This is a genomic window from Citrobacter sp. wls710 (assembly GCF_005281115.1).
Taxonomy (GTDB): domain Bacteria; phylum Pseudomonadota; class Gammaproteobacteria; order Enterobacterales; family Enterobacteriaceae; genus Citrobacter; species Citrobacter werkmanii.
The window spans coordinates 49,558-73,524 of record NZ_SZXD01000034.1; the positions used below are offsets into that span (position 1 = coordinate 49,558).

Below are 23,967 nucleotides of genomic sequence, written 5' to 3' on the forward strand. Positions count from 1 at the left end.
CTAAACAGAACGAGAACAAAAAATGAGTAACAATGATAATTACCATCAACTCACCCGCACGTTCCAGCGCCTCTCTCGCTTCTCTCACCTTTCGGCTATCGCCAGTTGGGACATGTTCACCATGATGCCGCCGAGCGGCAGTAAAGCTCGCGGCGAAGCGTTGGCTGAACTAAGCGTGCTTGAACATCAGCTGTTAACCGACCCGAAGGTAGCCACGTGGATCGCCGCAGCAAAACAGGAAGATCTTAACGATGTTGAGCAAGCGAATTTGCGCGAAATGTCGCGACTGCATCACCAGGCATCCCTGCTGCCTGAATCACTGGTAGAAGTAAAGTCGCTGGCGGGCAGTCGCTGTGAGCATGCCTGGCGCAGCCAGAGACCCGCGAACGATTGGGAAGGATTCTCCGAGAACCTGAAAGAAGTCGTGAAGTACAGCCGCGAAGAAGCCCGACTGCGTGCAGACGCTAAAGGCTGTTCACCTTATGACGCGCTACTGGACATCTTTGAACCAGGAATGACCAGCGCCCAACTGGATGTCCTGTTTGCGGACGTGAAAAACTGGCTGCCCGATCTACTCACCAGGGCAGTGGCAAAACAGTCTCAGCAAACGCTTATCGCCCCGGTTGGCCCCTTCCCGAAGGCTGTCCAGCGAGAGTTGGGTCTGGAAACGATGGCGCAGTTAGGATTCGACTTTACGGCTGGCCGACTGGATATCAGCGCACACCCCTTCTGTGGCGGCGTACCGGAAGATGTGCGCATTACTACCCGCTATGACGAAAATGAACTCCTCAGCGCGCTGTTTGGCGTGATTCATGAAACCGGTCATGCCCGCTATGAGCAAAACCTGCCGCGTAACTGGTCAGGACAACCTATCGCTCTGGCACGCTCAACAGCCATTCATGAGTCGCAAAGTCTGTTCTTTGAGATGCAATTGGGGCGCAGTAAAGCATTCCTGACGCGACTCATTCCGGCGGTGACGCGTCATTTTGGCGATCAGGCTGCGTTTGAAGAGAGCAATTTTATCGCCTGGAACCAGCAGGTAAAACCCGGTTTTATCCGCGTTGACGCCGACGAGGTGAGCTATCCGGCTCACGTGATCCTGCGTTATGAAATCGAGCGAGCATTAATTAACGGCGACATTGAAGTGGATGACATTCCGGCATTGTGGAATGAGAAGATGCAGGCCTGGCTTGGACTGTCAACGGTGGGGGATTATCGCAATGGCTGTATGCAGGATATTCACTGGACCGACGGCGGCTTTGGCTACTTCCCGTCTTACACTTTAGGCGCTATGTATGCGGCGCAATTGTTCAGCGCAGCTCACCGCGCATTGCCCGATCTGAACCAGCACATTGCGCAAGGAGAGTTTAGCGCCCTCTTTGACTGGCTACGCCAGAATATCTGGCAGCATGGCAGTCGTTTTACCACGGAACAACTCATTACCCAGGCCACCGGAGAGCCGCTCAGCAGCCGCTATTTCCGCGCTCACCTGGAAGCCCGTTATTTGTAATCTCCTACCGTGAGTCATTGTACATATCGTTACACGCCGATACCAATGACTCACGGAAGCCCAGTAATTACAGCGATATAGTTATTTCAACGGCCCCGCAGTGGGGTTGAATGAAAAACCAAATCGAGGGTATGAGAATGAAAAAAGTATTAGCTCTGGTTGTTGCCGCTGCTATGGGTCTGTCTTCTGCTGCATTTGCTGCTGAAACAACTGCTACCACCGCGCCAACTGCTGCAACGACGAAAGCGGCCCCGGCGAAAACCACGCATCATAAAAAACAGCACAAAACTGCGACGCAGAAAGCGCCAGAACAGAAAGCTCAGGCTGCTAAAAAACACACCAAAAAAGCAGCAACTAAACCGGCTGTAGAACAAAAAGCGCCAGAACAGAAAGCTCAGGCGGCGAAAAAGCACACCAAAAAAGCAGCAACCAAACCTGCTGCAGAACAAAAAGCTCAGGCCGCTAAAAAACACACCAAAAAAACCGTAAAACACGACTCCGCGAAACCAGCCGCTCAGCCTGCTGCATAACACACCTGTAGACACTATGGCGCCCCCCACGCCGTAGCATACGGCGCTAAATCATCCAGATTTGGCGCCGCCTTTCGGAGGGTAAAATGGTGTCACATTACCGCTTTGAGTTCATTCTTACGGCCCTGATTATTTGTGCCCTCATCGCCATGCATTTTTATCTTTCCTGAGTGTAGTTATCTGATTTTACTCCCACTTTCCCGCCGTCCCGTCTATAGTATTAACTGAGGGTTTGCTGTTAAAAATCATAATTCCCCACCAGAGTGTGATATGCATAAAACCATTGCTATGTTACTGGGTTCAATTTTTTTAACTCCTGTCGTTGCGCATGCGGAACAGCCAGCAACGTCCAGCGCTGAAGCAGAAAACATAAAAACGCTGTTTTTTGGACATGACGATCGCATTAAGGTGACTGACCCAACGCAATCACCATGGGACGCTATCGGACAACTGGAAACCGCCAGCGGTAATCTGTGTACCGCTACGCTCATTTCCCCCCATCTGGCTCTGACTGCCGGACACTGCTTACTTACGCCGCCAAAAGGAAAACCTGATAAGGCCGTAGCGTTACGCTTCGTGTCGAAAAAGGGTATCTGGCGTTATGAAATCCACGGAATTGAAGGCCGGGTTGATCCTTCGCTCGGCAAACGTTTAAAAGCCGATGGTGATGGCTGGATTGTGCCCCCCTCCGCCGCCCCATGGGATTTTGGTCTGGTGGTGTTGCGTTATCCACCTTCCGGTATCACGCCACTGCCATTATTTGAAGGTGATAAAGCGGCGTTAACCGCGGCGCTGAAAACCGCGGATCGTAAAGTCACGCAGTCAGGCTATCCGGAAGATCATCTTGACGATTTGTACACGCATCAGGATTGCGTGGTAACCGGCTGGGCGCAAAATACCGTTTTGTCACATCAGTGCGATACGCTCCCGGGCGACAGTGGGTCGCCATTGATGCTGAAGACGGATTCCGGCTGGCAATTGATTGGCGTACAAAGCTCCGCTCCGGCGGCGAAAGATCGCTGGCGGGCAGATAACCGCGCGATTTCCGTGACCGGATTTCGCGACAAACTGGAAGCGCTCGCCAAGGGATAACACATGCTGCCCGCATTAACGGGCAGCAATTTTATCAGGCTAGTTTTATCATGATCATTCCGGCCAACAGCAATGCCACGCCGATCCAGCCTTTATTGTTCAGACGCTGACCAAACAGCACCCAGCCTGCGGCTAACGTCGCGGCAATCCCGAATCCGCCCCATAAGGCATAGGCGACGGAGAGATCAATGCCTTTTACCGCCTGCGACAGCGCACTAAAAGCCGCTAAAACTGCAGCCAGCGAGAGCACGCCATAAGCCTTGCGGCGAAAACCATCAGAAAACTTCAAAAAGACGTTAGCCACGATTTCCAGAACGATGGCCATGCCAAGCCACGCGCCGTGTACCCATTCAAACTGCTGCATGGGTCACCTCTCTGCCCGCTTTTGCAGGTTTTCGTGTACCGGATTTAATCAGCACAATACCTACCACCAGCGAGACCAGACCAGCCACCTTCATCGTGGACAAGGTTTCGTCAAATAGCAGCACGCTAAACAGCGTAATAAATAAAATACCGATACCTTCCCATAAGGCATAAGCTACGCCGAGGGCAATTTTTTTAACGGCAAAACTGAGAAAAATATACGATAAGGCGATCATTACCAGCATTAAAATAAAGCCCACATTACCATGTCCCACGCTCGCCCATTTCATTGACAGCGTACCGGTAATTTCAGCCGCGATGGCCAGACCTAATAATATCCAGTAAAACATGATGCTTCTCCTGCTTGAGAATATAGTCCTTTGGGCCTACTGCATGCAGTAAACCAAAAAATAAAATCAGTTAGCTCAGCGCACAGCGCCAGCTCAGGCAGAAGAAAGGACTAAAGCGCGTTGCGCCAGTGTTGCTCACCCGCAAGCAGGAAAGTGGAAGAGGTACGAAGAAGTGTAGGTAAAAGCAAAAACATCCTGAACATATTGTCCATAATATTACAATTATCCGCAGTGTTGCTTCTCATCATCGCGGATGATAATTGTCCTCGGTAGTTAAACACAGATGATTTGTATCATAGGTTCATTACGAACTCAAAGCCTTTTCACTTCTTTACCAGCCCCGTTTGATTTTTGTTATAACGGCTCGACGCAAATCACATTATTATTCAGATTCAAAAATTAAAAACGCAGGAATACACATGGCGAAACCGATCATCACGCTTAACGGGTTAAAAATAGTCATTATGCTGGGCATGCTGGTTATCATACTGAGCGGCATCCGCTTTGCCGCAGATATCATCGTGCCCTTTATTCTGGCATTATTTATCGCCGTTGTGCTGAACCCAGTGGTGCAACGGATGGTGAAACTGCGTATACCGCGCGTATTCGCAGTGTCATTGCTGATCGTCATTATTGTGATGCTAATGGTGCTACTATTAGCCTACTTAGGTACATCCTTAAATGAGCTTGCGCGGACGCTACCGCAATACCGTTCTTCACTGGTTATCCCGCTGAAAAATCTCGAGCCGTGGCTACAGCGCGCAGGGATCGGCGTTTCGGTAGATGAGCTCGTCAAATACATTGATCCGAACGCGGCTATGACGCTGGTCACTAATTTACTGACGCAGCTGTCTAATGCCATGTCATCGATATTTTTACTGCTGCTGACGGTGGTTTTTATGCTGTTGGAAGTCCCGCAACTGCCCAATAAACTAAAACAAATGATGAGTCGGCCCATTGAGGGAATGGCGGCAATTCAACGCGCCATCGACAGCGTATCCCACTATCTGGTACTAAAAACGGCAATCAGCATTGTGACCGGTCTGGTCGCCTGGGGCATGCTCGCCGCCCTCGACGTGCGCTTTGCCTTTGTCTGGGGATTGCTGGCCTTTGCCCTTAACTATATTCCTAATATCGGTTCCGTACTGGCAGCCATCCCCCCTATTGCTCAGGTGCTGGCATTTAGCGGTCTTTACGACGCCCTGGTGGTGCTGGCAGGTTATCTGGTCATTAACCTGGTGTTCGGGAATATCCTCGAACCGCGGATTATGGGACGTGGGCTTGGGCTGTCCACGCTGGTGGTGTTTCTGTCGTTGATCTTCTGGGGCTGGTTGCTGGGTCCTGTGGGGATGCTGCTTTCTGTCCCGCTGACCATCATCGTCAAAATTGCGCTTGAGCAAACCAACGGCGGGCAAAGCATTGCCGTTCTGCTTAGCGATCTCAACAAAGCGTAAATTGTCGCCCCGCCTGCGCGGGGCTTTCGTTTATCGTTTAGCACGTAGCGCCAGGGTGGCACTCAACAACGTAAATAACGCAATTATCCACGCCATGGTCCATGGCGTGCCGTCACTGAAAGCGGCCAGCAGTAATGATGAGATGATCCCGCTACCGTACTGTAATGCGCCAATCAGCGCGGAGGCTGAACCAGCGATGTTCGGTACCGCATCCAGCGCTGCGGCCGTTGAGGTGGCCGCAATAATGCCGTTCATTGAGAACAACAGGAATATGGTAATGATAATGGCCACAATTCCCCCGGACTCCAGCTTAACCAACAGGGCAAGCGCAACCGCAGCCAGCGCCGCCAGCATCGTCGCATATTTCAACAGTTGCTCCAGGGGATGCCGTTGCACCAGCCTACGGTTTAACACGCTCATCGCCATGACGCCGACAATATTTAGCGCAAACAGCCAGCCATAATGCTGAGGATCAACATGGTAATAGCTAATATAAACAAATGGCGATCCGGTAATAAACGCATACGCGCCGACGTAATAAAACGTCAGGCTCAGGGTGTAGCGCATAAAACGCCCATTAGATAACAGGGAACGGTAATTACGAAATGCGCCCGTCAGAGAAGCTTTCACCCGTTTTGCTTCAGGTAGTGTTTCTGGTAGCCAACATAAAGAGACACACATTAGCGCGCCAATCAGCACCAGCAGCCAAAAAACTGCGTGCCAGGTGCTCAGGCGAATAATTTGCCCGCCAATCAATGGCCCAGCTATCGGCGCAATCGCCATTATCAGCACCAGCGTCGAGAGCATTTGCGCCGCACGGGTACGCGCAAAGAGATCGCGGATCATTGCCCGGGCCAACATAGGCCCAGTACAGGCGCCAAGGGCCTGAAATACCCGCCAGAAAACAATCTGCGTGATGCTTGTAGACAACGCACATCCTGCAGACCCGATGATAAAAAGCACCATGCCAATAAACAGCGGTTTACGCCTGCCCAGATGATCGCTGATCGGTCCCCAAATCAGCTGTGCGATAGTAAAACCTACCAAAAATCCGGTGATCGTAAGTTCTACATTGCCATGTAAATCCGTGGCCATTGTCGGCATTGCCGGAAGATAAATATCAGTAGAAAGTGAGGTAAAGGCCATCAGGCCACTGAGGATCAGAATAAAACTAAGGCCGGTGTGGCTTGCTGTAGCCACCGGCGATGCCTGTTCATTTTTACGCATAGCGCTCTGTCATGTTGAAGAAACAGACCGCAGTATATATGCGACGTATTGCGGTGATTAGAGGGCTAAAACGGCATAAGTTTATGAACCATAATCATGAATAATGGCAACGTTAGCGGCAGATATTGTGATTCAACGCCAGTATTTGCTATCCAGAAATGAATTTAACTCATAGGTCCATGCTGGATTCACAGACTAATAGTACCAACAGAAAATTGCTAATCTGCGGTCAATACAAAGATGAATGCTCAGGAGAATCCCATGAATACAAAAGTACTAAATAACGGTGTTGAGATGCCCTTGCTTGGTTTTGGCGTTTATCAAATGACCGATGCCGCCGAATGCGAGCAAGCCGTACGGGATGCCATTGATTCAGGTTATCGCCTGATTGATACCGCTGCCTCATATCTGAATGAAGCTCAAGTAGGGAACGCACTCAAGCAAAGCAGTGTGCCACGTAATGAGCTTTTCGTGACCACCAAGTTGTGGTTACAAGATGCAAGCTATTCCGGCGCAAAGGCGCAATTTACTCGGTCCCTGCACCGCCTTCAGCTTGATTATATTGATCTTTATTTAATCCATCAGCCCTATGGAGATGTACATGGTGCCTGGCGCGCTATGGAGGAATTATATGAGGAAGGAAAAATCCGTGCGATTGGCGTGAGTAATTTTCATCCGGATCGACTGGCTGATTTAATGGCCTTCAATCGCGTGATTCCTGCCGTAAACCAGATTGAGGTAAACCCATTCCATCAACAGCCACATGCGGTTGCCTGGATGCAGAGCAGAAACATTCAACCACAAGCCTGGGCACCGTTCGCCGAGGGGCGTAATGACCTGTTTCAGAACCCGGTTTTAGCGGCTATTGGGGAAAAATACGGCAAAAGCATTGGTCAGATCGTGCTGCGCTGGATTTATCAGCGCGGAATTATTTCACTGGCGAAAACCGTGCGTAAAACGCGTATGACCGAAAATATTCAGGTGCTGGATTTTAGCTTAACCCCGGAAGAAATGACGCAAATTGCCGCCATGGACAGCGGAAGCAGCGCGTTTTTCTCGCATCGAGATCCGGCTCGAGTGGAATGGATCACCCAGCGGAAGCTGGACGTTTAAAAAAACGGCCTCCGCAGAGGCCGTCTTACTTTTAACTAGCGATTACAGCGCCTTCAGAATCGCATCCACGCTGGCCTTGGCATCGCCAAACAGCATATGGGTGTTTTCTTTAAAGAACAGCGGGTTTTGTACGCCAGCATAGCCGGTGTTCATTGAACGTTTAAACACGATAACGTTCTGCGCTTTCCACACTTCCAGCACTGGCATACCGGCGATCGGGCTGCGTGGGTCATCCTGCGCCGCCGGGTTTACCGTATCGTTGGCGCCAATAACCAGTACGGTGTCGGTGTCGGCGAAATCATCATTGATTTCATCCATTTCCAGCACGATGTCATATGGCACTTTGGCTTCCGCCAGCAGCACGTTCATATGACCCGGCAAACGCCCTGCTACCGGGTGGATCCCGAAACGCACTTTGATGCCGCGGGCACGCAGCTTCTCAGTGATTTCCGCCACCGGATATTGCGCCTGAGCCACCGCCATACCGTAGCCCGGAGTGATGATCACGGAGTGCGAGTTCTTCAGCATTTCTGCTGTGTCTTCTGCATTAATCTCCCGGTGTTCACCCACTTCTTCATCAGAACCCGTAGATGAGCCATCAGAACCGAAGCCGCCCGCAATAACGCTGATGAACGAACGGTTCATTGCCTTACACATAATGTAAGACAGGATCGCACCGCTCGAACCTACCAGCGCACCGGTAACGATCAGCAGATCGTTGCTGAGCATAAAGCCTGCCGCTGCCGCCGCCCAACCTGAATAGGAGTTGAGCATTGAAACGACTACCGGCATGTCTGCCCCACCGATGGACGCCACCAGATGCCAGCCAAAGGCCAGCGCGATGATGGTCATCACCAGCAGCGCCAGAACCTGCAGGCCAACGCTTTCAGTACGAACAAACACCACCAACAGCAAGAAGGAAACGACCAGCGCCGCGAGATTCATCTTGTGACGATTTGGCAGCATTAGCGGTTTAGAGGAGATCTTGCCGCGCAGTTTGCCAAAGGCCACCACGGAACCGGTAAAGGTCACCGCACCGATGAAGATACCGAGGAACACTTCCGTCAGGTGAATGTTCACCAGAATCGGTTCCAGGCCCGTATCGTGATACAGGTAGCTGTTAAAGCCCACCAGTACCGCCGCCAGACCAACGAAGCTGTGTAGAATCGCCACCAACTCCGGCATCTCGGTCATCTCGACTTTTTTCGCCAGGCGGATACCAATCGCGCCGCCGATGATCATCGCCACCAGGATCCAGGCAACATTGCCGGTATCCGGGCCAAAAATCGTCGCAATCAGCGCAATCGCCATCCCGGCGATACCGTAGTTGTTACCCTGCTGCGAGGTTTCGTGTTTGGAAAGTCCCGCCAGGCTGAAAATAAACAGGATCGCGGCAACAATGTATGCAGCTGTAACTAATCCTCCAGACATATGTTACCCCTTAGTTTTTCCGGAACATTTTCAGCATGCGCTGAGTCACGGTGAAGCCACCGAAAATATTAATGCTGGCAATAAGCACCGCGATAAAGCTCAGGAAACTCACCCAGCCACCCTGGCCAATTTGTAACAACGCACCGACAACAATGATCCCGGAGATGGCGTTGGTCACGGACATCAGCGGAGTATGCAACGCGTGCGACACATTCCAGACCACGTAGTAACCCACCACGCAGGAAAGCGCGAACACCGTAAAGTGACCGAGGAACTCTTTCGGGGCGACGTCGGCAAGCCAGCCAAACAAAATGACTACCAGCGCCATCAGCGCATATTTACGCCATGGTGAAACAGGTTTTTTCTCTTCTTTCGGCGCAGGAGCCACTTTTGGCGCAGCCTGCGGCTGAGCTGAAACCTGAATCGGTGGCGCAGGCCAGGTGATTTCACCCTCGCGAACCACTGTCACGCCACGCACCACCACGTCGTCAAAATCAACGGTAATGTTGCCGTCTTTCTCTTTGCACAACAGTTTGAGCAGGTTGACGAGGTTGGTACCGTACAACTGGGAAGACTGCGTCGGCAGACGACCAGGCAAATCGGTATAACCGATAACCTTCACACCGTTCGCAGTGGTAGTCACCTGGTTTGGCACGGTATATTCGCAGTTACCGCCATTTTGCGCGGCGAGATCGACAATTACACTCCCCGCTTTCATCGAATCAACCATTTCGCGGGTGATCAGTTTCGGCGCTGGTTTGCCCGGAATCAATGCCGTTGTAACGATAATGTCGACATCTTTCGCCTGAGCGGCGAAAAGCGCCATCTCGGCTTTGATGAATGCTTCGGACATCACCTTAGCGTAGCCGTCGCCGCTGCCCGCCTCTTCTTTAAAGTCCAGTTCGAGAAATTCAGCGCCCATACTCTGAACTTGTTCTTTCACTTCCGGACGGGTATCAAACGCGCGGACGATAGCGCCCAGGCTGTTTGCCGCCCCGATCGCTGCCAGCCCCGCCACACCAGCACCAATCACCATGACCTTGGCAGGTGGAACCTTGCCCGCGGCGGTGATCTGTCCGGTAAAGAAACGGCCAAATTCATGTGCGGCTTCAACAATGGCGCGATAGCCGGCAATATTCGCCATCGAGCTTAAGGCATCAAGTGACTGCGCACGCGAAATACGCGGCACGGAGTCCATCGCCATCACCGTAACATTGCGCTCTGCAAGCTTTTGCAGCAGCTCCGGGTTTTGCGCGGGCCAAAGAAAACTCACCAGCGTCGTGCCCGGATTCAGCAACGGAATTTCCGCCTCTTCCGGCGCATTGACCTTCAGAATAATCTCTGACTGCCAGACAGCATTCCCGTCCACAATTTCTGCGCCTGCCTGCACAAACGCGTTATCGTCAAAACTCGCCAGTTGACCTGCGCCGCTTTCAACCGCGACGCTAAAACCCAGCTTCAGCAGCTGCTCAACCGTTTTCGGCGTAGCTGCGACACGGGTTTCATTGGTTAACCGTTCTTTTGGTATGCCAATTCGCATAATGTTCCCTTCCATCTGTATTTATGATGATGGTTTATCAATGTTCGCACGAGGCATGCGCGCACTCTCGAAAGAGGTCAGTGTTACCTCAATAAAATAAAACAGTAACAAACTCTATAACCTACTGAAAATGGAGCCTGTGATCTAGCGCCAAAAAACAGTATTTATTATGAAATTCGCAAAACAGGGATGAATTCGCCCGCAGACAGGGATAATGCCCTTTAAATAGCCCGCAATGGCTGATAATTCGCTCAAGCGAAGCGGCAAAACATGATTAAGCGCCACCAGAGAACATTTGATTAACATTAAATTAACTTATGAAATTCAACTGTTTTATCAGTTTTAGCCTCCAAACGCCGAATTTTTGGACATATCACAAAATGTTATCGACACTGTTACACCCTGTGGCACGATGAGTGAAAAATGACGCAGACACTGACACAATTTAAATGCAATAATCAGCGACGTTTCTAGTCAATAACAATACCAGTACCTGGTTTGCGCAAGGCGAAGGATTATTTTTATGAAGCTTAAGAACACTCTCCTGGCGTCCGCACTTATTTCTGCGACTGCTTTTTCTGTAAATGCAGCGACAGAATTGACGCCGGAGCAAGCTGCTGCCCTGAAACCCTATGACCGCATTGTGGTTACCGGTCGTTTTAATGCGATCGGCGACGCGGTGAATGCCGTATCACGTCGTGCAGATAAAGACGGTGCAGCCTCTTTTTATGTTGTTGATACCTCAGATTTTGGCAGTGGCGGTAACTGGCGCGTTGTAGCCGACATCTATAAAGCCGACGCTGAAAAAGCGGAAGCATCCAAAAACCGTATCATTAACGGTGTGATGGAGTTACCTAAAGATCAGGCCGTTCTGATAGAACCTTACGATACCGTTACGGTACAGGGCTTCTACCGCAGCCAGCCTGAAGTGAATGATGCCATTACCAAAGCGGCAAAAGAGAAAGGGGCTTACTCCTTCTATATCGTTCGCCAGGTCGATGCCAACCAGGGTGGTAACCAGCGTATTACCGCATTCATCTATAAAGCGGATGCGAAAAAACGCGTAGTACAAAGCCCTGATGCAATTCCGGCTGATTCTGATGCCGGTCGCGCCGCGTTAGCTGCAGGCGGTGAAGCTGCGAAGAAAGTTGAGATCCCGGGCGTTGCGACTACCGCATCTCCGAGTGCTGAAGTTGGTCGCTTCTTCGAAACGCAATCCACCAAAGGTGGACGTTACACCGTCACGCTTCCGGATGGAACGAAAGTTGAAGAGCTGAACAAAGCGACTGCTGCAATGATGGTTCCGTTCGACAGCATCAAGTTCACCGGTAACTACGGTAATATGACCGAAGTCTCTTATCAGGTTGCCAAGCGCGCAGCGAAGAAAGGCGCGAAGTATTATCACATTACTCGCCAGTGGTCAGAACGTGGTAACAACATGACCATTAGCGCTGACCTGTATAAGTAATGTCCTATGCTCTATCAGGTCTACAGCTCTTGTAGACCTGATAATTTTTCCTCGTTAAATCCTCAGTCCGAACAAAAACACGAATATTAAGACAACTTTTCACACTATTAGTCACAAATCTCTCTATCCCCATTGCATGCGTTCTCTTCTCTCCGTAAAATCCCGCGCCTTAGTGGCTTTCACCATTTTTATGCGGTTTGCCAAAATAATTATTCTCTCACTCTCGTTTTAGTAACTGGATACAAATGGAAAAAAAATTGGGTCTGAGCGCACTGACCGCGCTGGTTCTAAGCTCAATGCTCGGCGCTGGTGTTTTCAGCCTGCCACAAAATATGGCGGCGGTTGCCAGCCCGGCTGCATTACTGATTGGTTGGGCGATTACCGGTGCGGGTATTCTGCTGCTCGCCTTTGCCATGCTGATCCTGACGCGTATCCGACCTGATCTGGACGGTGGAATTTTTACCTACGCGCGCGAAGGTTTCGGGGAACTGATTGGCTTCTGCTCTGCATGGGGATACTGGCTGTGCGCCGTTATCGCTAACGTTTCGTATCTGGTTATCGTCTTCTCTGCGCTCAGCTTCTTTACCGACACGCCGGAATTACGCCTTTTTGGCGATGGTAATACCTGGCAGGCTATTGTTGGCGCATCAACGCTGCTGTGGATCGTCCATTTTCTGGTGCTGCGTGGGGTGCAAACCGCAGCCAGCATTAACCTGGTTGCGACCCTGGCCAAATTGCTGCCGCTTGGCCTGTTTATCGTGCTGGCGTTCATGCTGTTTAAACTCGATACTTTCAGTCTGGATTTTACCGGCGTCGCGTTAGGCGTCCCCGTCTGGGAGCAGGTCAAAAACACTATGCTCATTACCCTGTGGGTATTCATCGGTGTGGAAGGCGCAGTGGTGGTTTCCGCCCGCGCACGAAACAAACGCGATGTCGGACGCGCCACGCTGCTGGCGGTGCTTGCCGCGCTGGGCGTTTATCTGTTGGTCACCCTGCTGTCACTGGGTGTTGTTGCGCGTCCCGAACTGGCAGAAATCCGCAACCCATCAATGGCTGGTCTGATGGTTAAAATGATGGGACCATGGGGCGAAATTATTATCGCCGCGGGCCTGATTGTCTCCGTTTGCGGAGCCTATTTAAGCTGGACGATTATGGCGGCGGAAGTACCGTTCCTCGCCTCTACCCACAAAGCGTTCCCACGGATTTTCGCGCGTCAGAATGCGCAGGGTGCGCCATCTGCGTCGCTGTGGCTGACCAATATCTGCGTCCAAATCTGTCTGGTGCTGATCTGGCTCACAGGTTCCGACTACAATACGTTACTGACTATTGCCTCAGAGATGATTCTGGTGCCCTATTTGCTGGTCGGCGCATTTTTGCTGAAAATAGCGACCCGTCCGTTGCATAAAGCAGTTGGTGTCGGTGCGAGCATTTATGGCATATGGTTATTGTATGCGTCAGGTCCGATGCACCTGCTGCTGTCTGTGGTGCTGTATGCGCCAGGACTACTGGTTTTCCTTTATGCCCGTAAAACACACGCGCATGAAAATGTATTAAAACGTCAGGAGATGGCGCTGATCGGCCTGCTGCTTATTGCTGCAGTTCCGGCAACCTGGATGTTGGTGGGGTAACGCTATCCCCATCGTTTGCGAAACCTGGAGATTACGATGGGTAAAAAGCCCCCTTTGCCGATTCTTATCACTGGAGGAGGCCGTCGCATCGGCCTCGCCGTCGCATGGCATTTTCTCAATCAAAAACAGCCAGTTATTGTCAGTTACCGGACTCATTACCCGGCCATTGATGGCTTGTGCGAAGCTGGCGCGTTGTGTATCCAGGCTGACTTTTCTACCGATAAAGGCGTGTTAGCTTTTGCCGATGAGGTTAAAAGACAGACGAACGGTTTGCGCGCCATTGTACATAATGCCAGTGCCTGGGTGGCAGAAAAGCCGGGCACGCCGCTAACCGAAGTGCTGTCGGCCATGATGCAAATTCATGTCAATACGCCCTACTTACTCAACCACGCCCTGGAAGAGTTGTTACGCGGTCACGGACATGCAGCCAGCGATATTATCCATTTTACGGATTATGTTGTAGAGCGTGGCAGCGACAAGCACATTGCTTATGCTGCCAGTAAAGCGGCGCTGGACAATATGACTCGCTCATTCGCCCGCAAACTGGCACCAGAAGTCAAAGTGAATGCAATTGCCCCCTCGCTGATCCTGTTCAACGAGAGTGACGATGCTGAATATCGCCAGCAGGCTCTGAATAAATCATTGATGAAAACGGCGCCCGGTGAAAAAGAAGTCATTGATTTAATCGACTATCTCTTGACCAGTTGCTTTGTCACAGGACGTAGTTTTGCCCTTGATGGCGGGCGTCATCTGCGTTAATGCAGTTTTATCCAACAAAAAATCAGCAACCACGCGCTCAGGCTCCAGCACACCACTGACCCGCCGAGCGCGACGGGTAAGCGCATAAATCCAGTGAAATACCACAGCGAAACGAGGTAGACAAAATAGGGAATAATTGACCACATGCTGAATACAATGGTGGTACGCAACGCCTCGATCCCACGTTCACTGGCCACGATATAATGGGCAATCAACGCGAATGTCGGGAACAGCGGGATTAATCCAGCAATATAGTAATTCTTTGTTTTAGCGAGCAAACCAATCAATACGACCACCAGCGCACCCAGCGCCGCTTTGATAACGAGTCCCATCACCCTGCCTTAACACATCAATAACATCAGCCCCTAGCATAACGGAAGCGTTCTTGTTTAGAAAAGATTAATGGAAGGAAAAACGAGGGCGGTGTATGTTGGCGTTTTATATTCAAAATGAATGATATGAACACCATCGTATTTGTTGAAGATGATCCCGAAGTTGGCTCGCTGATTGCCGCCTATCTGGCCCGGCATGACATTGAGGTTATCCTTGAACCTCGTGGTGATTTGGCTGAGGAGAAAATCCTGCAAGTTCGACCCGATCTGGTGTTACTAGATATCATGCTGCCGGGCAAAGACGGGATGACAATCTGCCGCGATTTACGTGGACGCTGGCAGGGTCCGATTGTCCTGCTGACCTCTCTGGACAGCGACATGAACCATATCCTGGCGCTGGAAATGGGTGCCTGCGACTACATCCTTAAAACAACACCTCCGGCCGTGCTGCTTGCACGGCTACGCCTGCATTTGCGTCAGAGCGAACATTCAGCCCAGTCTAAAGGTATTCAGGCAACGACCATCACACCGCATACCACGCTACGCTTTGGTACACTCACTATCGACCCAACCAACCGCTCCGTGCTACTCGGCGGTAAGCAAGTCTCTCTTTCCACCGCCGATTTTGAATTATTGTGGGAGCTGGCAACCCATGCCGGGCAGATTATGGACCGCGATGCGTTGCTGAAGAACCTGCGCGGTGTAAGCTATGACGGTATGGATCGCAGCGTCGATGTGGCGATTTCCCGGTTACGTAAAAAACTGCTCGATAACGCCATAGAGCCCTATCGAATCAAAACGGTACGTAACAAAGGTTACCTGTTCGCACCGCACGCCTGGGACGATGAATCTGACAAGTAAACCCATCGGGCCGTATCCCGCTTATACGGCCCCACAAACGTGACAATGTCACAGAAAACTATTAATCGGCTTTCGCTTGTATCTCAACTGAACGTCAGTCCGTCGTATTTTTTCCAACGATAATTCACTGCGGAAATAATCCAGCAGCCGATGAAGACGCCAATAATCACGAAGCCGACATTCCCCATGTGGTCGCTCAAATTACTGACTGTGTCCCACAATCCCCCCTGGAGTGAAAAGGCATCAGACAGCAGTCCCAGCGCCTCCAGTCCACCGATGAATAGCGCAACAATCACCGAGGTTCCGGTGATTGTCATATTGTAATAAAGCTTGCGCTGCGGCTTATTAAACGCCCATCCGTAGGCCTCAACCATCAGGATGCTGTCGAGGCAATCAATCAGCGCCATACCGCAGGTAAACAGCGCCGGGAAAACTAATATTGACCAGACCGACATGCCACTGGACGCGCTTGAAGCGGAAATACCCAGAAGAGAAATTTCAGTGGCAGTATCAAAACCCAGGCCAAACAAAAAACCGACAAAATACATATGCCAGTCTTTACCTACCAGGCGGAAAGCTGAGCGAAAAATCCAGTTCAATGGACCTGTAACAGCAATCTCTTCCGTGTTGCCAGCGTAAGTACCGGTGCGTTTAAGATGGCGAAAAGCCTTCCAGACATGGCAGAAAATAATGAGATTAATGGCAGCCAGAATCAGCAGAAATGCGGCAGAGACCATGGTACCGATAAGACCGCCGACATTCTGAAACCATGCCATATGCTGCTTAAATACGCTGGTGGTCAACGCAATGCCAATGCTTGCCAGCACCACAATGGTAGAGTGACCAAGTGAAAACCAGGCTCCCGTCGTCAGGGCGCGTTTTTTCTGTTGCATGAGTTTACGCGTCGCACTGTCTATCGCGGCGATATGGTCGGCATCCACGGCATGGCGCAAACCATAGCACCACGCGATTAGACTCAGCGCCAGTAACGACGTGTTGTTGCTAAACGCGGTGAAAGCCCACAGCCACGCCACAATGTTTGCCCCGATGAGTAAAACCATCAACGAAATAATATTTGGGCGTTTTTTTAATATTGAAAACAATGCGTTCATTGTTTCCAGCCAGTCAAATTTGCGCTAAACAACACACCACACCGCCGTTCACTGATTAATTAACAAAACGTTTATCAGGCTAATGATAACTCTTAAGAATTACCAACCCAGTGTCTTAGATCAAAGTTGATTACCACCTGATGCGAGTTCCTCCATCGCTAACTCCGCGATGCGCGGGGGTATAGCCGCGCAGTCCCCCTCTTGCAGAAACCGACTTTAATTTCGAAATCAAGAATCAGCATTGATGCAATCAGGGGAAGATTATAGACCAGAGCACTAACGGGCACATTCTTATGTCTCTGTGTGCCATGCTGATTGTGGTTGTTAAATGAGGAAGACGCGATGATCGTTTTATGCAAAGCCTGCGGGACATCCTATGAGAAAACGAATTCTCATCCACAACATTGCGCTATTTGTAATGATGAACGCCAGTATGTCCCCGCGACAGGGCAGAAATGGATCGATTTTGCCGCCCTTTGCGCTTCACACACAAATAAGTGGCAACAACACAACAGCGATCTTCTCAGCATCCACACCGTTCCTGATTTTGCGATTAATCAGCGCGCGTTTATCCTGCTCACTCCCGAGGGCAATATTTTGTGGGACTGTATTGCCACACTCGATGACGCCACGAAAATGCTAATAACGTCTCTGGGCGGGCTTAAGGCTATTGCGATATCACACCCTCACTACTACACCACTATGCAGGACTGGGCTGCAGAATTTAATGCCCCAATTTATCTCCATGCCAGTGATAGCGAGTGGGTAATGCGCGACAGCCCGTGGATTAAATTTTGGCAAGGCGACACCCTTGAACTGGCCCGAAACGTCAGTGTTATACGACTTGGGGGACATTTTTCCGGCGGCTGTGTTCTGCACTGGGCACGAAATGAAGGCCTGGTGCTTTCCGGCGACATCGTTCAGGTCACACCAGGGGCGCACGCCGTCTCCTTTATGTGGAGTTACCCCAATATGCTGCCGCTGCCAGCCGCTACGGTCAGCGACATCACCCAGCGCCTGAGTATGGTGAAATTTAAACAACTCTACGGTGCATTTGAGGGAAAAGATATTACGGACAATGCCGATGAAATCGTACGCCGTTCAGGCGAAAAGTATATCTCCTGCCTTAGATAATCGGGCCGTTTACTCTCCCCCTCATTCAGGAAGATGAAAATGGATAGAACTGATAAACCGCCCCCATCAGCGAGAGACTGACTATCAAACTGATAATAAAATAGGTTTTGAATGGTTGCTTTTGTGTTTTATGGCGGAAAATTTGTTGACCCGCTATCGCACCAACCCACCCGCCAACAACACCAAACATCAGCAATGTAGACTCAGGCACCCTGCGCCAGGCCTGACGCGCGGCCATTTTGTCCACGCCGTATAGCGCCATCGTTAGTATATTGGCAAGTATGAGCCACATAACCCAGGGATGTGCGGTGAAAATACAGCCTGTTGCTGCGAAAATGAGTAGCAAATAACAACAACGATTGAAATTCATATTTTTATATCACAACAATTTTGAGAGTATCAGTACGCATTATATTGCGTATTCGGTGATTTTATATGAAGAAGCTGTTTGTACAGTTTTATCTCCTGCTGTTTGTCTGCTTTCTGGTGATGACCCTGTTGGTCGGCCTGGTATATAAATTCACCGCAGAACGCGCGGGCAGGCAGTCGCTCGACGATTTAATGAAAAGCTCGTTGTACCTGATGCGCAGTGAGCTGCGCGAGATCCCACCACGTGACTGGGGTAAGACGCTAAAGGAGATGGATTTGAACCTCTCTTTTGATCTGCGCGTTGAACCGCTGAATAAATACACGCTGGACGCCCCAACCATGCAGCGCCTGCGCGAAGGCGATATTGTCGCACTTGACGATCAGTACACTTTTATTCAACGAATCCCGCGCAGCCATTACGTGCTGGCCGTTGGCCCGGTTCCCTATCTCTATTTTCTGCATCAAATGCGCTTGCTGGACGTCGCGCTGATGGCGTTCATTGCCATTTCACTGGCCTTCCCGGTACTTATCTGGATGCGCCCCCACTGGCAGGAAATGCTCCGACTGGAAGCCGCAGCACAACGTTTTGGTGAAGGGCATCTGGGTGAACGCCTCCATTTTGATAACGGTTCCAGTTTTGAGCGTCTTGGTGTGGCGTTTAACCAGATGGCGGACAATATCAATGCGCTGATCGCCAGTAAAAAACAGCTTATCGATGGTATTGCCCATGAGCTTCGGACTCCACTGGTACGCTTACGTTACCGACTGGAGATGAGTGAGAATCTCACCGAGCAAGAATCTCAGGCACTGAATCGTGACATCGGCCAGTTAGAAGCGTTGATCGAAGAATTACTGACCTACGCCCGGCTGGATCGCCCCCAAAATGAATTGAAGCTCAGCGTACCCGACCTGCCCCTTTGGCTGACAACCCATCTTGAGGATGTGCAAAGCGTCAATCCTGACCATGCTGTGCGCCTTCGCCATCTTCAGATTGGCAACTACGGTGCGCTGGACATGCGCCTGATGGAGCGCGTGCTGGATAATCTACTGAATAACGCCCTGCGCTATTGCCAGTCGACAGTACAAGCCAGTCTGCGGCTGGACGGTAATCAGGCAACGCTGATCGTGGAAGACGACGGCCCTGGTATCGCACCTGCGGCGCGCGAACAAGTTTTTGAGCCATTTGTACGCCTCGATCCTAGTCGTGACCGGGCGACCGGTGGTTGCGGGCTTGGGTTAGCCATCGTCCACTCGATCGCATTGGCTATGGGCGGTACGGTCGTTTGCGATGAAAGTGAACTGGGCGGGGCCCGTTTTTCTTTCAGTTGGCCCGTCTGGCATAACATTCCTGAATTTCCCACTGCCTGACCCATACCGCTCGGTGGTCAGGCGGCAGATGTTGTGCTATAAAAAAGTATGTTGTAACTAAAATGGTAAAACACATGGCCCGTTACGATCTCGTTGACCGTCTGAACAGCACCTTCCGCCAGATGGAACAGGAACTGGCGCTTCTGAGCGAAAATTTGTTGCAGCAGACGCTGCTGATTGCGCGCGTGTTCTCGTTACCAGAAGTCGCCAAGGAGGCAGAACATGCCCCTTTGCAGAGCATCGATGTAAAACAACATTTAGGCAAAGAAGCTGAATCACTGGCACTGCGTCACTATCGCCATCTGTTTATTCAGCAGCAATCTGAGAACCGCAGCAGCAAAGCGGCCGTCCGTCTTCCTGGCGTGTTGTGCTATCAGGTGGATAACGCGGCACAGTGTGCTCTGGAAGAACAAATACAGCGTATTAACCAGTTGAAAACGACGTTTGAGCGCATTGTCACTGTGGAATCTGGACTGGCGCCGGCGGCACGTTTCGAATGGGTGCATCGCCACCTGCCAGGACTGATTACGTTGAATGCCTATCGTACGCTCACGCTGGTGAAAGAACCCGCCACTCTGCGCTTTGGCTGGGCTAACAAGCACATCATTAAAAACCTGATGCGCGATGAAGTCCTACAGCAACTGGAAAAGAGTCTGACGTCGCCGCGCAGCGTACATCCCTGGACGCGTGAAGAGTGGCAGGCAAAGCTGGAGCGGGAATATCAGGACATTGCAGCTCTGCCACAGCAGGCAAAACTGAAGATTAAAAGACCGGTAAAAGTGCAGCCCATCGCTCGCGTGTGGTACAAAGGAGAACAAAAACAGGTGCAATACGCCTGCCCGACGCCATTGATTGCGCTAATCAACAACGACAACGGCATGACAGTACCCGATATCGGCGAGTTACTGAATTACGATGCCGACAATGTTCAGCATCGTTTTAAACCTCAGGCGCAGCCGTTGAGATTGATTATTCCCCGACTGCACCTGTACGTTGCTGATTAACTGCCTGGTCGCATGCTGCCAACCATCAGTTCTGGTCGTACCCAACTGTCGAACTCCGCTTCGGTTAAATATCCCAGCGCAAGGGCAGATGCTTTTAACGTCAGCCCTTCCTTATGCGCTTTTTTGGCTATCTCAGCGGCTTTGTCGTAACCGATATGGGTATTGAGTGCGGTAACCAGCATCAGCGACTCGTTGAGTAACTGGTCGATTCGCTCACGATTGGGTGCAATACCCGTCGCGCAATGCTCGTTAAAGCTTTCCATCCCGTCCGCCAGCAAACGCACTGATTGCAGGAAGTTGTGGATGACCATCGGTCGATAAACGTTAAGCTCAAAGTTACCTGACGCCCCGCCCATATTAATGGCAACATCATTGCCCATCACCTGGCAACAAAGCATGGTCAGCGCCTCACACTGAGTCGGATTGACTTTACCCGGCATAATGGAGCTACCCGGTTCGTTTTCAGGAATTGAAATTTCACCAATACCACAACGCGGACCGGATGCCAGCCAACGCACATCGTTGGCGATTTTCATCAGTGACGCAGCCAGCCCCTTGAGCGCTCCGTGGGCGTGAACCAACGCATCGCAGGTCGCCAGTGCTTCAAATTTATTCGGTGCAGTAACAAACGGCGCGCAGGTAATGACCTTCAACTCATCCGCGACCCGACGCGCATATTCAGGATGGGTGTTCAGTCCGGTTCCCACCGCCGTTCCCCCCAACGCCAGTTCCGCCACATGGGGTAAACTGTTTTCAATGTGTCTGAGGTTATGTTCGAGCATTGCCACCCAGCCGGAAATTTCCTGCCCAAGCGTAAGCGGGGTCGCATCTTGCAGATGCGTCCGGCCAATTTTGACGATATCGGCAAACGCGTGGGATTTATCACTGAGCGTTTTGGTCAACACCGTTAATTGCGGGATCAGTGACTTGCGCAGCGCCAGCAGCGCGGCAACATGCATCGCTGTCGGAAAGACATCATTCGAGCTTTGGCTTTTATTAACATCATCGTTGGGGTGAACTTTTCGCTCCATTCCCCGTACGCCGCCCAGCAATTCGCTGGCACGGTTTGCCAGCACCTCATTCATATTCATATTGCTTTGCGTGCCGGAGCCCGTTTGCCAAATGGCCAACGGAAACTCATCCCGATGTTTGTCCGCCAATACCTCATCTGCGGCCTGCATAATCGCGGTGGCTTTATCTTCCGCCAGCAGCCCGAGATCTAAATTAACCTTGGCAGCCGCCCGTTTCGTCAGCGCCAGCGCATGGATCAGCAAGACCGGCATTTTCTCCGTAGAGATACGAAAATGCTCCAGCGAACGTTGGGTTTGCGCCCCCCAAAGCTTATCGGCAGGAACATCAATTGCGCCCATTGAATCATTCTCGCGGCGTACCGTTACCATTACCTGCTCCTTACATTAAGAATTGATTAGGTTATGTTTCGACATTGCCCACTTGCATTGGTCTTATCAGTATTAACGAGGATTAAACTGTCGTTTGGTGGTTCGTGCGGAAAAAAAACCGCCCCGAAGGGCGGCTGACGTTACTTAACGCAGCGTGCGCACTGCGACGTCTGAATTTGCTTGAAGAAATCATTACCTTTGTCATCCACCAGGATAAACGCCGGGAAATCTTCCACTTCAATTTTCCAGATGGCTTCCATCCCCAGTTCAGGATATTCCACGCATTCCAGACTCTTGATACTGCCCTGGGCAAGCACCGCTGCGGGGCCGCCAATACTGCCTAAATAGAAGCCGCCGTGCTTATGACAGGCGTCGGTCACCTGCTGGCTACGGTTGCCTTTCGCCAGCATGATCATACTCCCACCCGCGGCCTGAAGCTGGTCAACATACGAGTCCATACGCCCGGCAGTGGTTGGGCCTAGCGAGCCTGAGGCATAACCTTCGGGCGTTTTTGCCGGGCCGGCGTAATAGATCGGGTGATCTTTAACATACTGCGGCAAACTTTCGCCGTTATCCAGACGTTCTTTCAGTTTCGCATGCGCAATATCACGACCAACAATAATGGTTCCGTTGAGCGACAGACGCGTGGACACCGGATATTGCGACAACTGAGCCAGGATCTCTTTCATTGGCCGATTGAGGTCAACGCGCACCGCTTCGCCTTCGCCTACCTGACGCAGCTCTTCTGGTATGTATTTACCCGGATTATGCTCAAGTTTTTCGATCCAGATGCCTTCACGGTTGATCTTAGCTTTGATATTTCGATCGGCTGAGCAAGAAACCCCCATACCAACCGGACACGACGCGCCGTGACGCGGCAGACGGATCACGCGGATATCATGAGCGAAGTACTTCCCGCCGAACTGGGCACCCAGCCCCAAATTCTGCGCTTCTATCAACAGCTCTTTTTCCAGCTCCGCATCGCGGAACGCCTGACCATGCTCGTTACCTTCGGTCGGCAGCTCGTCGTAGTATTTCGCCGAAGCCAACTTGACAGTTTTCAGCGTGGCTTCCGCAGACGTTCCACCAATCACAAACGCGATGTGATACGGCGGGCAAGCCGCTGTTCCCAGCGTACGCATCTTCTCGACCAGGTAATTTTTTAATTTGCCCGGCGTGAGCAGCGCTTTGGTTTCCTGGTACAGATAGGTTTTGTTTGCCGAACCACCGCCTTTGGCAATACATAAGAATTTGTATTCATCGCCATCAACGGTATACAAATCGATCTGCGCTGGCAGGTTGGTGCCGGTGTTCACTTCTTTATACATATCCAGCGCGGCGTTTTGCGAATAGCGCAGGTTGTCTTCGATGTAGGTGTTATAGACCCCTCGCGCCAGTGCCGCTTCATCACCGCCGCCGGTCCAGACACGCTGACCTTTTTTACCCACGATTATCGCTGTGCCGGTATCCTGACAGGTCGGCAAAATACCTTTCGCCGCGATGTCGGAGTTGCGCAGGAATTGCAGGGCCACATATTTGTCGTTTTCACTGGCCTCAGGGTCACGCAGGATATCGGCAACCTGTTGCTGATGCGCTGGACGCAGCATAAACGACGCATCATGAAAAGCCTGACGAGCCAGCAGGGTTAGCGCTTGCGGCGCGACTTTAATAACCTCCTGCCCTTCGAATTCGGCAACGGAGACATAGTCGCTGGTCAGCAGATAGTATTCGGTATCATCCTTTTTAAGCGGGAAAGGATGCTGATAATGAAAGGGTTTGTTTGACATTGTGCTCTCACTTACTGCTAGGTCTGGTTATTCTCTGGGCAGATGTTCCATTGCCCTGCTTCCCTGCCGTAAGTCGGGTTGGAGAAGGCAAGGCTTTCTGCAACCGGAAATACTCAGGGTATTAAAAGCGAGTCA

24 protein-coding genes are annotated in these 23,967 nt (G+C 51.2%); 13 read left to right on the plus strand and 11 right to left on the minus strand.

The genetic code is table 11. The annotated features are described in order from the left end of the window. The first annotated feature begins 22 nt into the window (after positions 1 to 22). The 4 genes from FDX14_RS15515 (at position 23) to FDX14_RS15525 (ending at position 3,132) form a co-directional block, all read left to right on the plus strand. Positions 23 to 1,510, plus strand: a complete 1,488-nt coding sequence (locus FDX14_RS15515) for a carboxypeptidase M32 (RefSeq protein WP_137349799.1) — start codon at positions 23 to 25, stop codon at positions 1,508 to 1,510. A gap of 137 nt (positions 1,511 to 1,647) precedes the next feature. Then, a complete protein-coding gene (gene asr / locus FDX14_RS15520; protein ID WP_061381381.1) occupies positions 1,648 to 2,040 on the plus strand; it encodes an acid resistance repetitive basic protein Asr in 393 nt (130 codons plus the stop codon). Positions 2,041 to 2,126: 86 nt separating this feature from the next. Then, positions 2,127 to 2,210: a small membrane protein YdgU gene (gene ydgU, locus FDX14_RS25740; protein ID WP_455423394.1), complete on the plus strand. Its 84-nt coding sequence runs from the start codon at positions 2,127 to 2,129 to the stop codon at positions 2,208 to 2,210. 100 nt (positions 2,211 to 2,310) lie between these two features. Beyond that, on the plus strand, positions 2,311 to 3,132 hold the full coding sequence (locus tag FDX14_RS15525; protein WP_137349800.1) for a trypsin-like serine peptidase: 822 nt from the start codon (positions 2,311 to 2,313) through the stop codon (positions 3,130 to 3,132). Between the two features lie 34 nt (positions 3,133 to 3,166). On the opposite strand, the gene mdtI is transcribed toward FDX14_RS15525, so the two are convergent. The 3 genes from mdtI to FDX14_RS25745 all read right to left on the minus strand — a co-directional run bounded on the left by mdtI (position 3,167) and on the right by FDX14_RS25745 (position 4,126). Further along, on the minus strand, positions 3,167 to 3,496 hold the full coding sequence (gene mdtI / locus FDX14_RS15530) for a multidrug/spermidine efflux SMR transporter subunit MdtI (RefSeq protein WP_038640477.1): 330 nt from the start codon (positions 3,494 to 3,496) through the stop codon (positions 3,167 to 3,169). Continuing rightward, positions 3,483 to 3,848 (minus strand): multidrug/spermidine efflux SMR transporter subunit MdtJ, encoded by a 366-nt coding sequence (mdtJ, locus tag FDX14_RS15535; protein ID WP_162267376.1) that lies wholly within the window; start codon positions 3,846 to 3,848, stop codon positions 3,483 to 3,485. Before mdtJ ends, mdtI begins: the two co-directional genes overlap by 14 nt. A gap of 107 nt (positions 3,849 to 3,955) precedes the next feature. Next, the gene (locus FDX14_RS25745; RefSeq protein WP_006684635.1) at positions 3,956 to 4,126 is read right to left on the minus strand and encodes a protein YdgV; all 171 of its coding nucleotides are present in this window, start codon (positions 4,124 to 4,126) and stop codon (positions 3,956 to 3,958) included. Between the two features lie 138 nt (positions 4,127 to 4,264). Here FDX14_RS25745 and FDX14_RS15545 point away from each other — a divergent pair, with 138 nt between their 5' ends. Further along, positions 4,265 to 5,299: an AI-2E family transporter gene (locus FDX14_RS15545; protein ID WP_042308562.1), complete on the plus strand. Its 1,035-nt coding sequence runs from the start codon at positions 4,265 to 4,267 to the stop codon at positions 5,297 to 5,299. A gap of 30 nt (positions 5,300 to 5,329) precedes the next feature. Here the strand turns inward: FDX14_RS15545 and FDX14_RS15550 are convergent, their stop codons facing one another. Next, positions 5,330 to 6,526 (minus strand): multidrug effflux MFS transporter, encoded by a 1,197-nt coding sequence (locus FDX14_RS15550; RefSeq protein ID WP_042308565.1) that lies wholly within the window; start codon positions 6,524 to 6,526, stop codon positions 5,330 to 5,332. A 261-nt stretch (positions 6,527 to 6,787) separates the two neighbouring features. Between FDX14_RS15550 and FDX14_RS15555 the strand changes: the two genes are divergently transcribed. Further along, positions 6,788 to 7,639 carry an aldo/keto reductase gene (locus tag FDX14_RS15555; RefSeq protein WP_061381383.1) on the plus strand — a complete coding sequence of 284 codons (852 nt, stop codon included), beginning with the start codon at positions 6,788 to 6,790 and terminating at the stop codon, positions 7,637 to 7,639. A gap of 42 nt (positions 7,640 to 7,681) precedes the next feature. On the opposite strand, the gene pntB is transcribed toward FDX14_RS15555, so the two are convergent. After that, positions 7,682 to 9,070, minus strand: coding sequence for a Re/Si-specific NAD(P)(+) transhydrogenase subunit beta (pntB, locus tag FDX14_RS15560; RefSeq protein ID WP_038640472.1), 1,389 nt, complete (start codon positions 9,068 to 9,070; stop codon positions 7,682 to 7,684). Between the two features lie 10 nt (positions 9,071 to 9,080). Continuing rightward, the gene (gene pntA / locus FDX14_RS15565; RefSeq protein ID WP_061381384.1) at positions 9,081 to 10,610 is read right to left on the minus strand and encodes a Re/Si-specific NAD(P)(+) transhydrogenase subunit alpha; all 1,530 of its coding nucleotides are present in this window, start codon (positions 10,608 to 10,610) and stop codon (positions 9,081 to 9,083) included. A gap of 523 nt (positions 10,611 to 11,133) precedes the next feature. Here pntA and ydgH point away from each other — a divergent pair. From ydgH to folM, 3 genes are all read left to right on the plus strand, one after another. Beyond that, entirely contained in the window at positions 11,134 to 12,078 is a 945-nt protein-coding gene (ydgH, locus tag FDX14_RS15570) for a DUF1471 family protein YdgH (protein ID WP_042308569.1), read from the plus strand. A gap of 245 nt (positions 12,079 to 12,323) precedes the next feature. After that, complete coding sequence (locus FDX14_RS15575; RefSeq protein ID WP_042308571.1) at positions 12,324 to 13,706, plus strand: amino acid permease; 1,383 nt, start codon at positions 12,324 to 12,326, stop codon at positions 13,704 to 13,706. Positions 13,707 to 13,742: 36 nt separating this feature from the next. Then, complete coding sequence (folM, locus tag FDX14_RS15580; protein WP_061381385.1) at positions 13,743 to 14,465, plus strand: dihydromonapterin reductase; 723 nt, start codon at positions 13,743 to 13,745, stop codon at positions 14,463 to 14,465. On the opposite strand, the gene FDX14_RS15585 is transcribed toward folM, so the two are convergent. Then, positions 14,462 to 14,797: a GlpM family protein gene (locus FDX14_RS15585; RefSeq protein ID WP_032939759.1), complete on the minus strand. Its 336-nt coding sequence runs from the start codon at positions 14,795 to 14,797 to the stop codon at positions 14,462 to 14,464. The genes folM and FDX14_RS15585 overlap by 4 nt on opposite strands. Positions 14,798 to 14,923: 126 nt before the next feature. Between FDX14_RS15585 and rstA the strand changes: the two genes are divergently transcribed. Continuing rightward, the gene (rstA, locus tag FDX14_RS15590) at positions 14,924 to 15,658 is read left to right on the plus strand and encodes a two-component system response regulator RstA (RefSeq protein WP_162267373.1); all 735 of its coding nucleotides are present in this window, start codon (positions 14,924 to 14,926) and stop codon (positions 15,656 to 15,658) included. Between the two features lie 83 nt (positions 15,659 to 15,741). Here rstA and FDX14_RS15595 read toward each other — a convergent pair whose 3' ends face one another. After that, positions 15,742 to 16,770, minus strand: coding sequence for a HoxN/HupN/NixA family nickel/cobalt transporter (locus tag FDX14_RS15595; RefSeq protein ID WP_061381386.1), 1,029 nt, complete (start codon positions 16,768 to 16,770; stop codon positions 15,742 to 15,744). A gap of 342 nt (positions 16,771 to 17,112) precedes the next feature. Here FDX14_RS15595 and FDX14_RS15605 point away from each other — a divergent pair, with 342 nt between their 5' ends. Next, the gene (locus FDX14_RS15605; RefSeq protein WP_137349801.1) at positions 17,113 to 17,904 is read left to right on the plus strand and encodes an MBL fold metallo-hydrolase; all 792 of its coding nucleotides are present in this window, start codon (positions 17,113 to 17,115) and stop codon (positions 17,902 to 17,904) included. Between the two features lie 25 nt (positions 17,905 to 17,929). Here FDX14_RS15605 and FDX14_RS15610 read toward each other — a convergent pair whose 3' ends face one another. Beyond that, on the minus strand, positions 17,930 to 18,274 hold the full coding sequence (locus FDX14_RS15610; protein WP_137349802.1) for a DUF1294 domain-containing protein: 345 nt from the start codon (positions 18,272 to 18,274) through the stop codon (positions 17,930 to 17,932). Positions 18,275 to 18,339: 65 nt separating this feature from the next. Between FDX14_RS15610 and rstB the strand changes: the two genes are divergently transcribed. Further along, a complete protein-coding gene (rstB, locus tag FDX14_RS15615; RefSeq protein WP_137349803.1) occupies positions 18,340 to 19,641 on the plus strand; it encodes a two-component system sensor histidine kinase RstB in 1,302 nt (433 codons plus the stop codon). A 74-nt stretch (positions 19,642 to 19,715) separates the two neighbouring features. Further along, positions 19,716 to 20,645 carry a DNA replication terminus site-binding protein gene (gene tus, locus FDX14_RS15620; RefSeq protein ID WP_061381390.1) on the plus strand — a complete coding sequence of 310 codons (930 nt, stop codon included), beginning with the start codon at positions 19,716 to 19,718 and terminating at the stop codon, positions 20,643 to 20,645. Here the strand turns inward: tus and fumC are convergent. After that, on the minus strand, positions 20,642 to 22,045 hold the full coding sequence (fumC, locus tag FDX14_RS15625) for a class II fumarate hydratase (protein WP_042308585.1): 1,404 nt from the start codon (positions 22,043 to 22,045) through the stop codon (positions 20,642 to 20,644). The genes tus and fumC overlap by 4 nt on opposite strands. A 140-nt stretch (positions 22,046 to 22,185) precedes the next feature. After that, positions 22,186 to 23,832 (minus strand): class I fumarate hydratase, encoded by a 1,647-nt coding sequence (gene fumB, locus FDX14_RS15630; RefSeq protein WP_042308586.1) that lies wholly within the window; start codon positions 23,830 to 23,832, stop codon positions 22,186 to 22,188. Between the last annotated feature and the right edge of the window lie 135 nt (positions 23,833 to 23,967).

Excerpts from the sequence above, each read along its gene's own strand:
- FDX14_RS15515 (WP_137349799.1), top strand. The coding sequence starts at position 23 with ATGAGTAACAATGATAATTACCATCAACTCACCCGCACGTTCCAGCGC.
- asr (WP_061381381.1), top strand. The coding sequence starts at position 1,648 with ATGAAAAAAGTATTAGCTCTGGTTGTTGCCGCTGCTATGGGTCTGTCT.
- ydgU (WP_455423394.1), top strand. The coding sequence starts at position 2,127 with ATGGTGTCACATTACCGCTTTGAGTTCATTCTTACGGCCCTGATTATT.
- FDX14_RS15525 (WP_137349800.1), top strand. The coding sequence starts at position 2,311 with ATGCATAAAACCATTGCTATGTTACTGGGTTCAATTTTTTTAACTCCT.
- mdtI (WP_038640477.1), bottom strand. The coding sequence starts at position 3,496 with ATGCAGCAGTTTGAATGGGTACACGGCGCGTGGCTTGGCATGGCCATC.
- FDX14_RS15545 (WP_042308562.1), top strand. The coding sequence starts at position 4,265 with ATGGCGAAACCGATCATCACGCTTAACGGGTTAAAAATAGTCATTATG.
- FDX14_RS15550 (WP_042308565.1), bottom strand. The coding sequence starts at position 6,526 with ATGCGTAAAAATGAACAGGCATCGCCGGTGGCTACAGCAAGCCACACC.
- FDX14_RS15555 (WP_061381383.1), top strand. The coding sequence starts at position 6,788 with ATGAATACAAAAGTACTAAATAACGGTGTTGAGATGCCCTTGCTTGGT.
- pntB (WP_038640472.1), bottom strand. The coding sequence starts at position 9,070 with ATGTCTGGAGGATTAGTTACAGCTGCATACATTGTTGCCGCGATCCTG.
- pntA (WP_061381384.1), bottom strand. The coding sequence starts at position 10,610 with ATGCGAATTGGCATACCAAAAGAACGGTTAACCAATGAAACCCGTGTC.
- ydgH (WP_042308569.1), top strand. The coding sequence starts at position 11,134 with ATGAAGCTTAAGAACACTCTCCTGGCGTCCGCACTTATTTCTGCGACT.
- FDX14_RS15575 (WP_042308571.1), top strand. The coding sequence starts at position 12,324 with ATGGAAAAAAAATTGGGTCTGAGCGCACTGACCGCGCTGGTTCTAAGC.
- folM (WP_061381385.1), top strand. The coding sequence starts at position 13,743 with ATGGGTAAAAAGCCCCCTTTGCCGATTCTTATCACTGGAGGAGGCCGT.
- FDX14_RS15585 (WP_032939759.1), bottom strand. The coding sequence starts at position 14,797 with ATGGGACTCGTTATCAAAGCGGCGCTGGGTGCGCTGGTGGTCGTATTG.
- rstA (WP_162267373.1), top strand. The coding sequence starts at position 14,924 with ATGAACACCATCGTATTTGTTGAAGATGATCCCGAAGTTGGCTCGCTG.
- FDX14_RS15595 (WP_061381386.1), bottom strand. The coding sequence starts at position 16,770 with ATGAACGCATTGTTTTCAATATTAAAAAAACGCCCAAATATTATTTCG.
- FDX14_RS15605 (WP_137349801.1), top strand. The coding sequence starts at position 17,113 with ATGATCGTTTTATGCAAAGCCTGCGGGACATCCTATGAGAAAACGAAT.
- FDX14_RS15610 (WP_137349802.1), bottom strand. The coding sequence starts at position 18,274 with ATGAATTTCAATCGTTGTTGTTATTTGCTACTCATTTTCGCAGCAACA.
- rstB (WP_137349803.1), top strand. The coding sequence starts at position 18,340 with ATGAAGAAGCTGTTTGTACAGTTTTATCTCCTGCTGTTTGTCTGCTTT.
- tus (WP_061381390.1), top strand. The coding sequence starts at position 19,716 with ATGGCCCGTTACGATCTCGTTGACCGTCTGAACAGCACCTTCCGCCAG.
- fumC (WP_042308585.1), bottom strand. The coding sequence starts at position 22,045 with ATGGTAACGGTACGCCGCGAGAATGATTCAATGGGCGCAATTGATGTT.
- fumB (WP_042308586.1), bottom strand. The coding sequence starts at position 23,832 with ATGTCAAACAAACCCTTTCATTATCAGCATCCTTTCCCGCTTAAAAAG.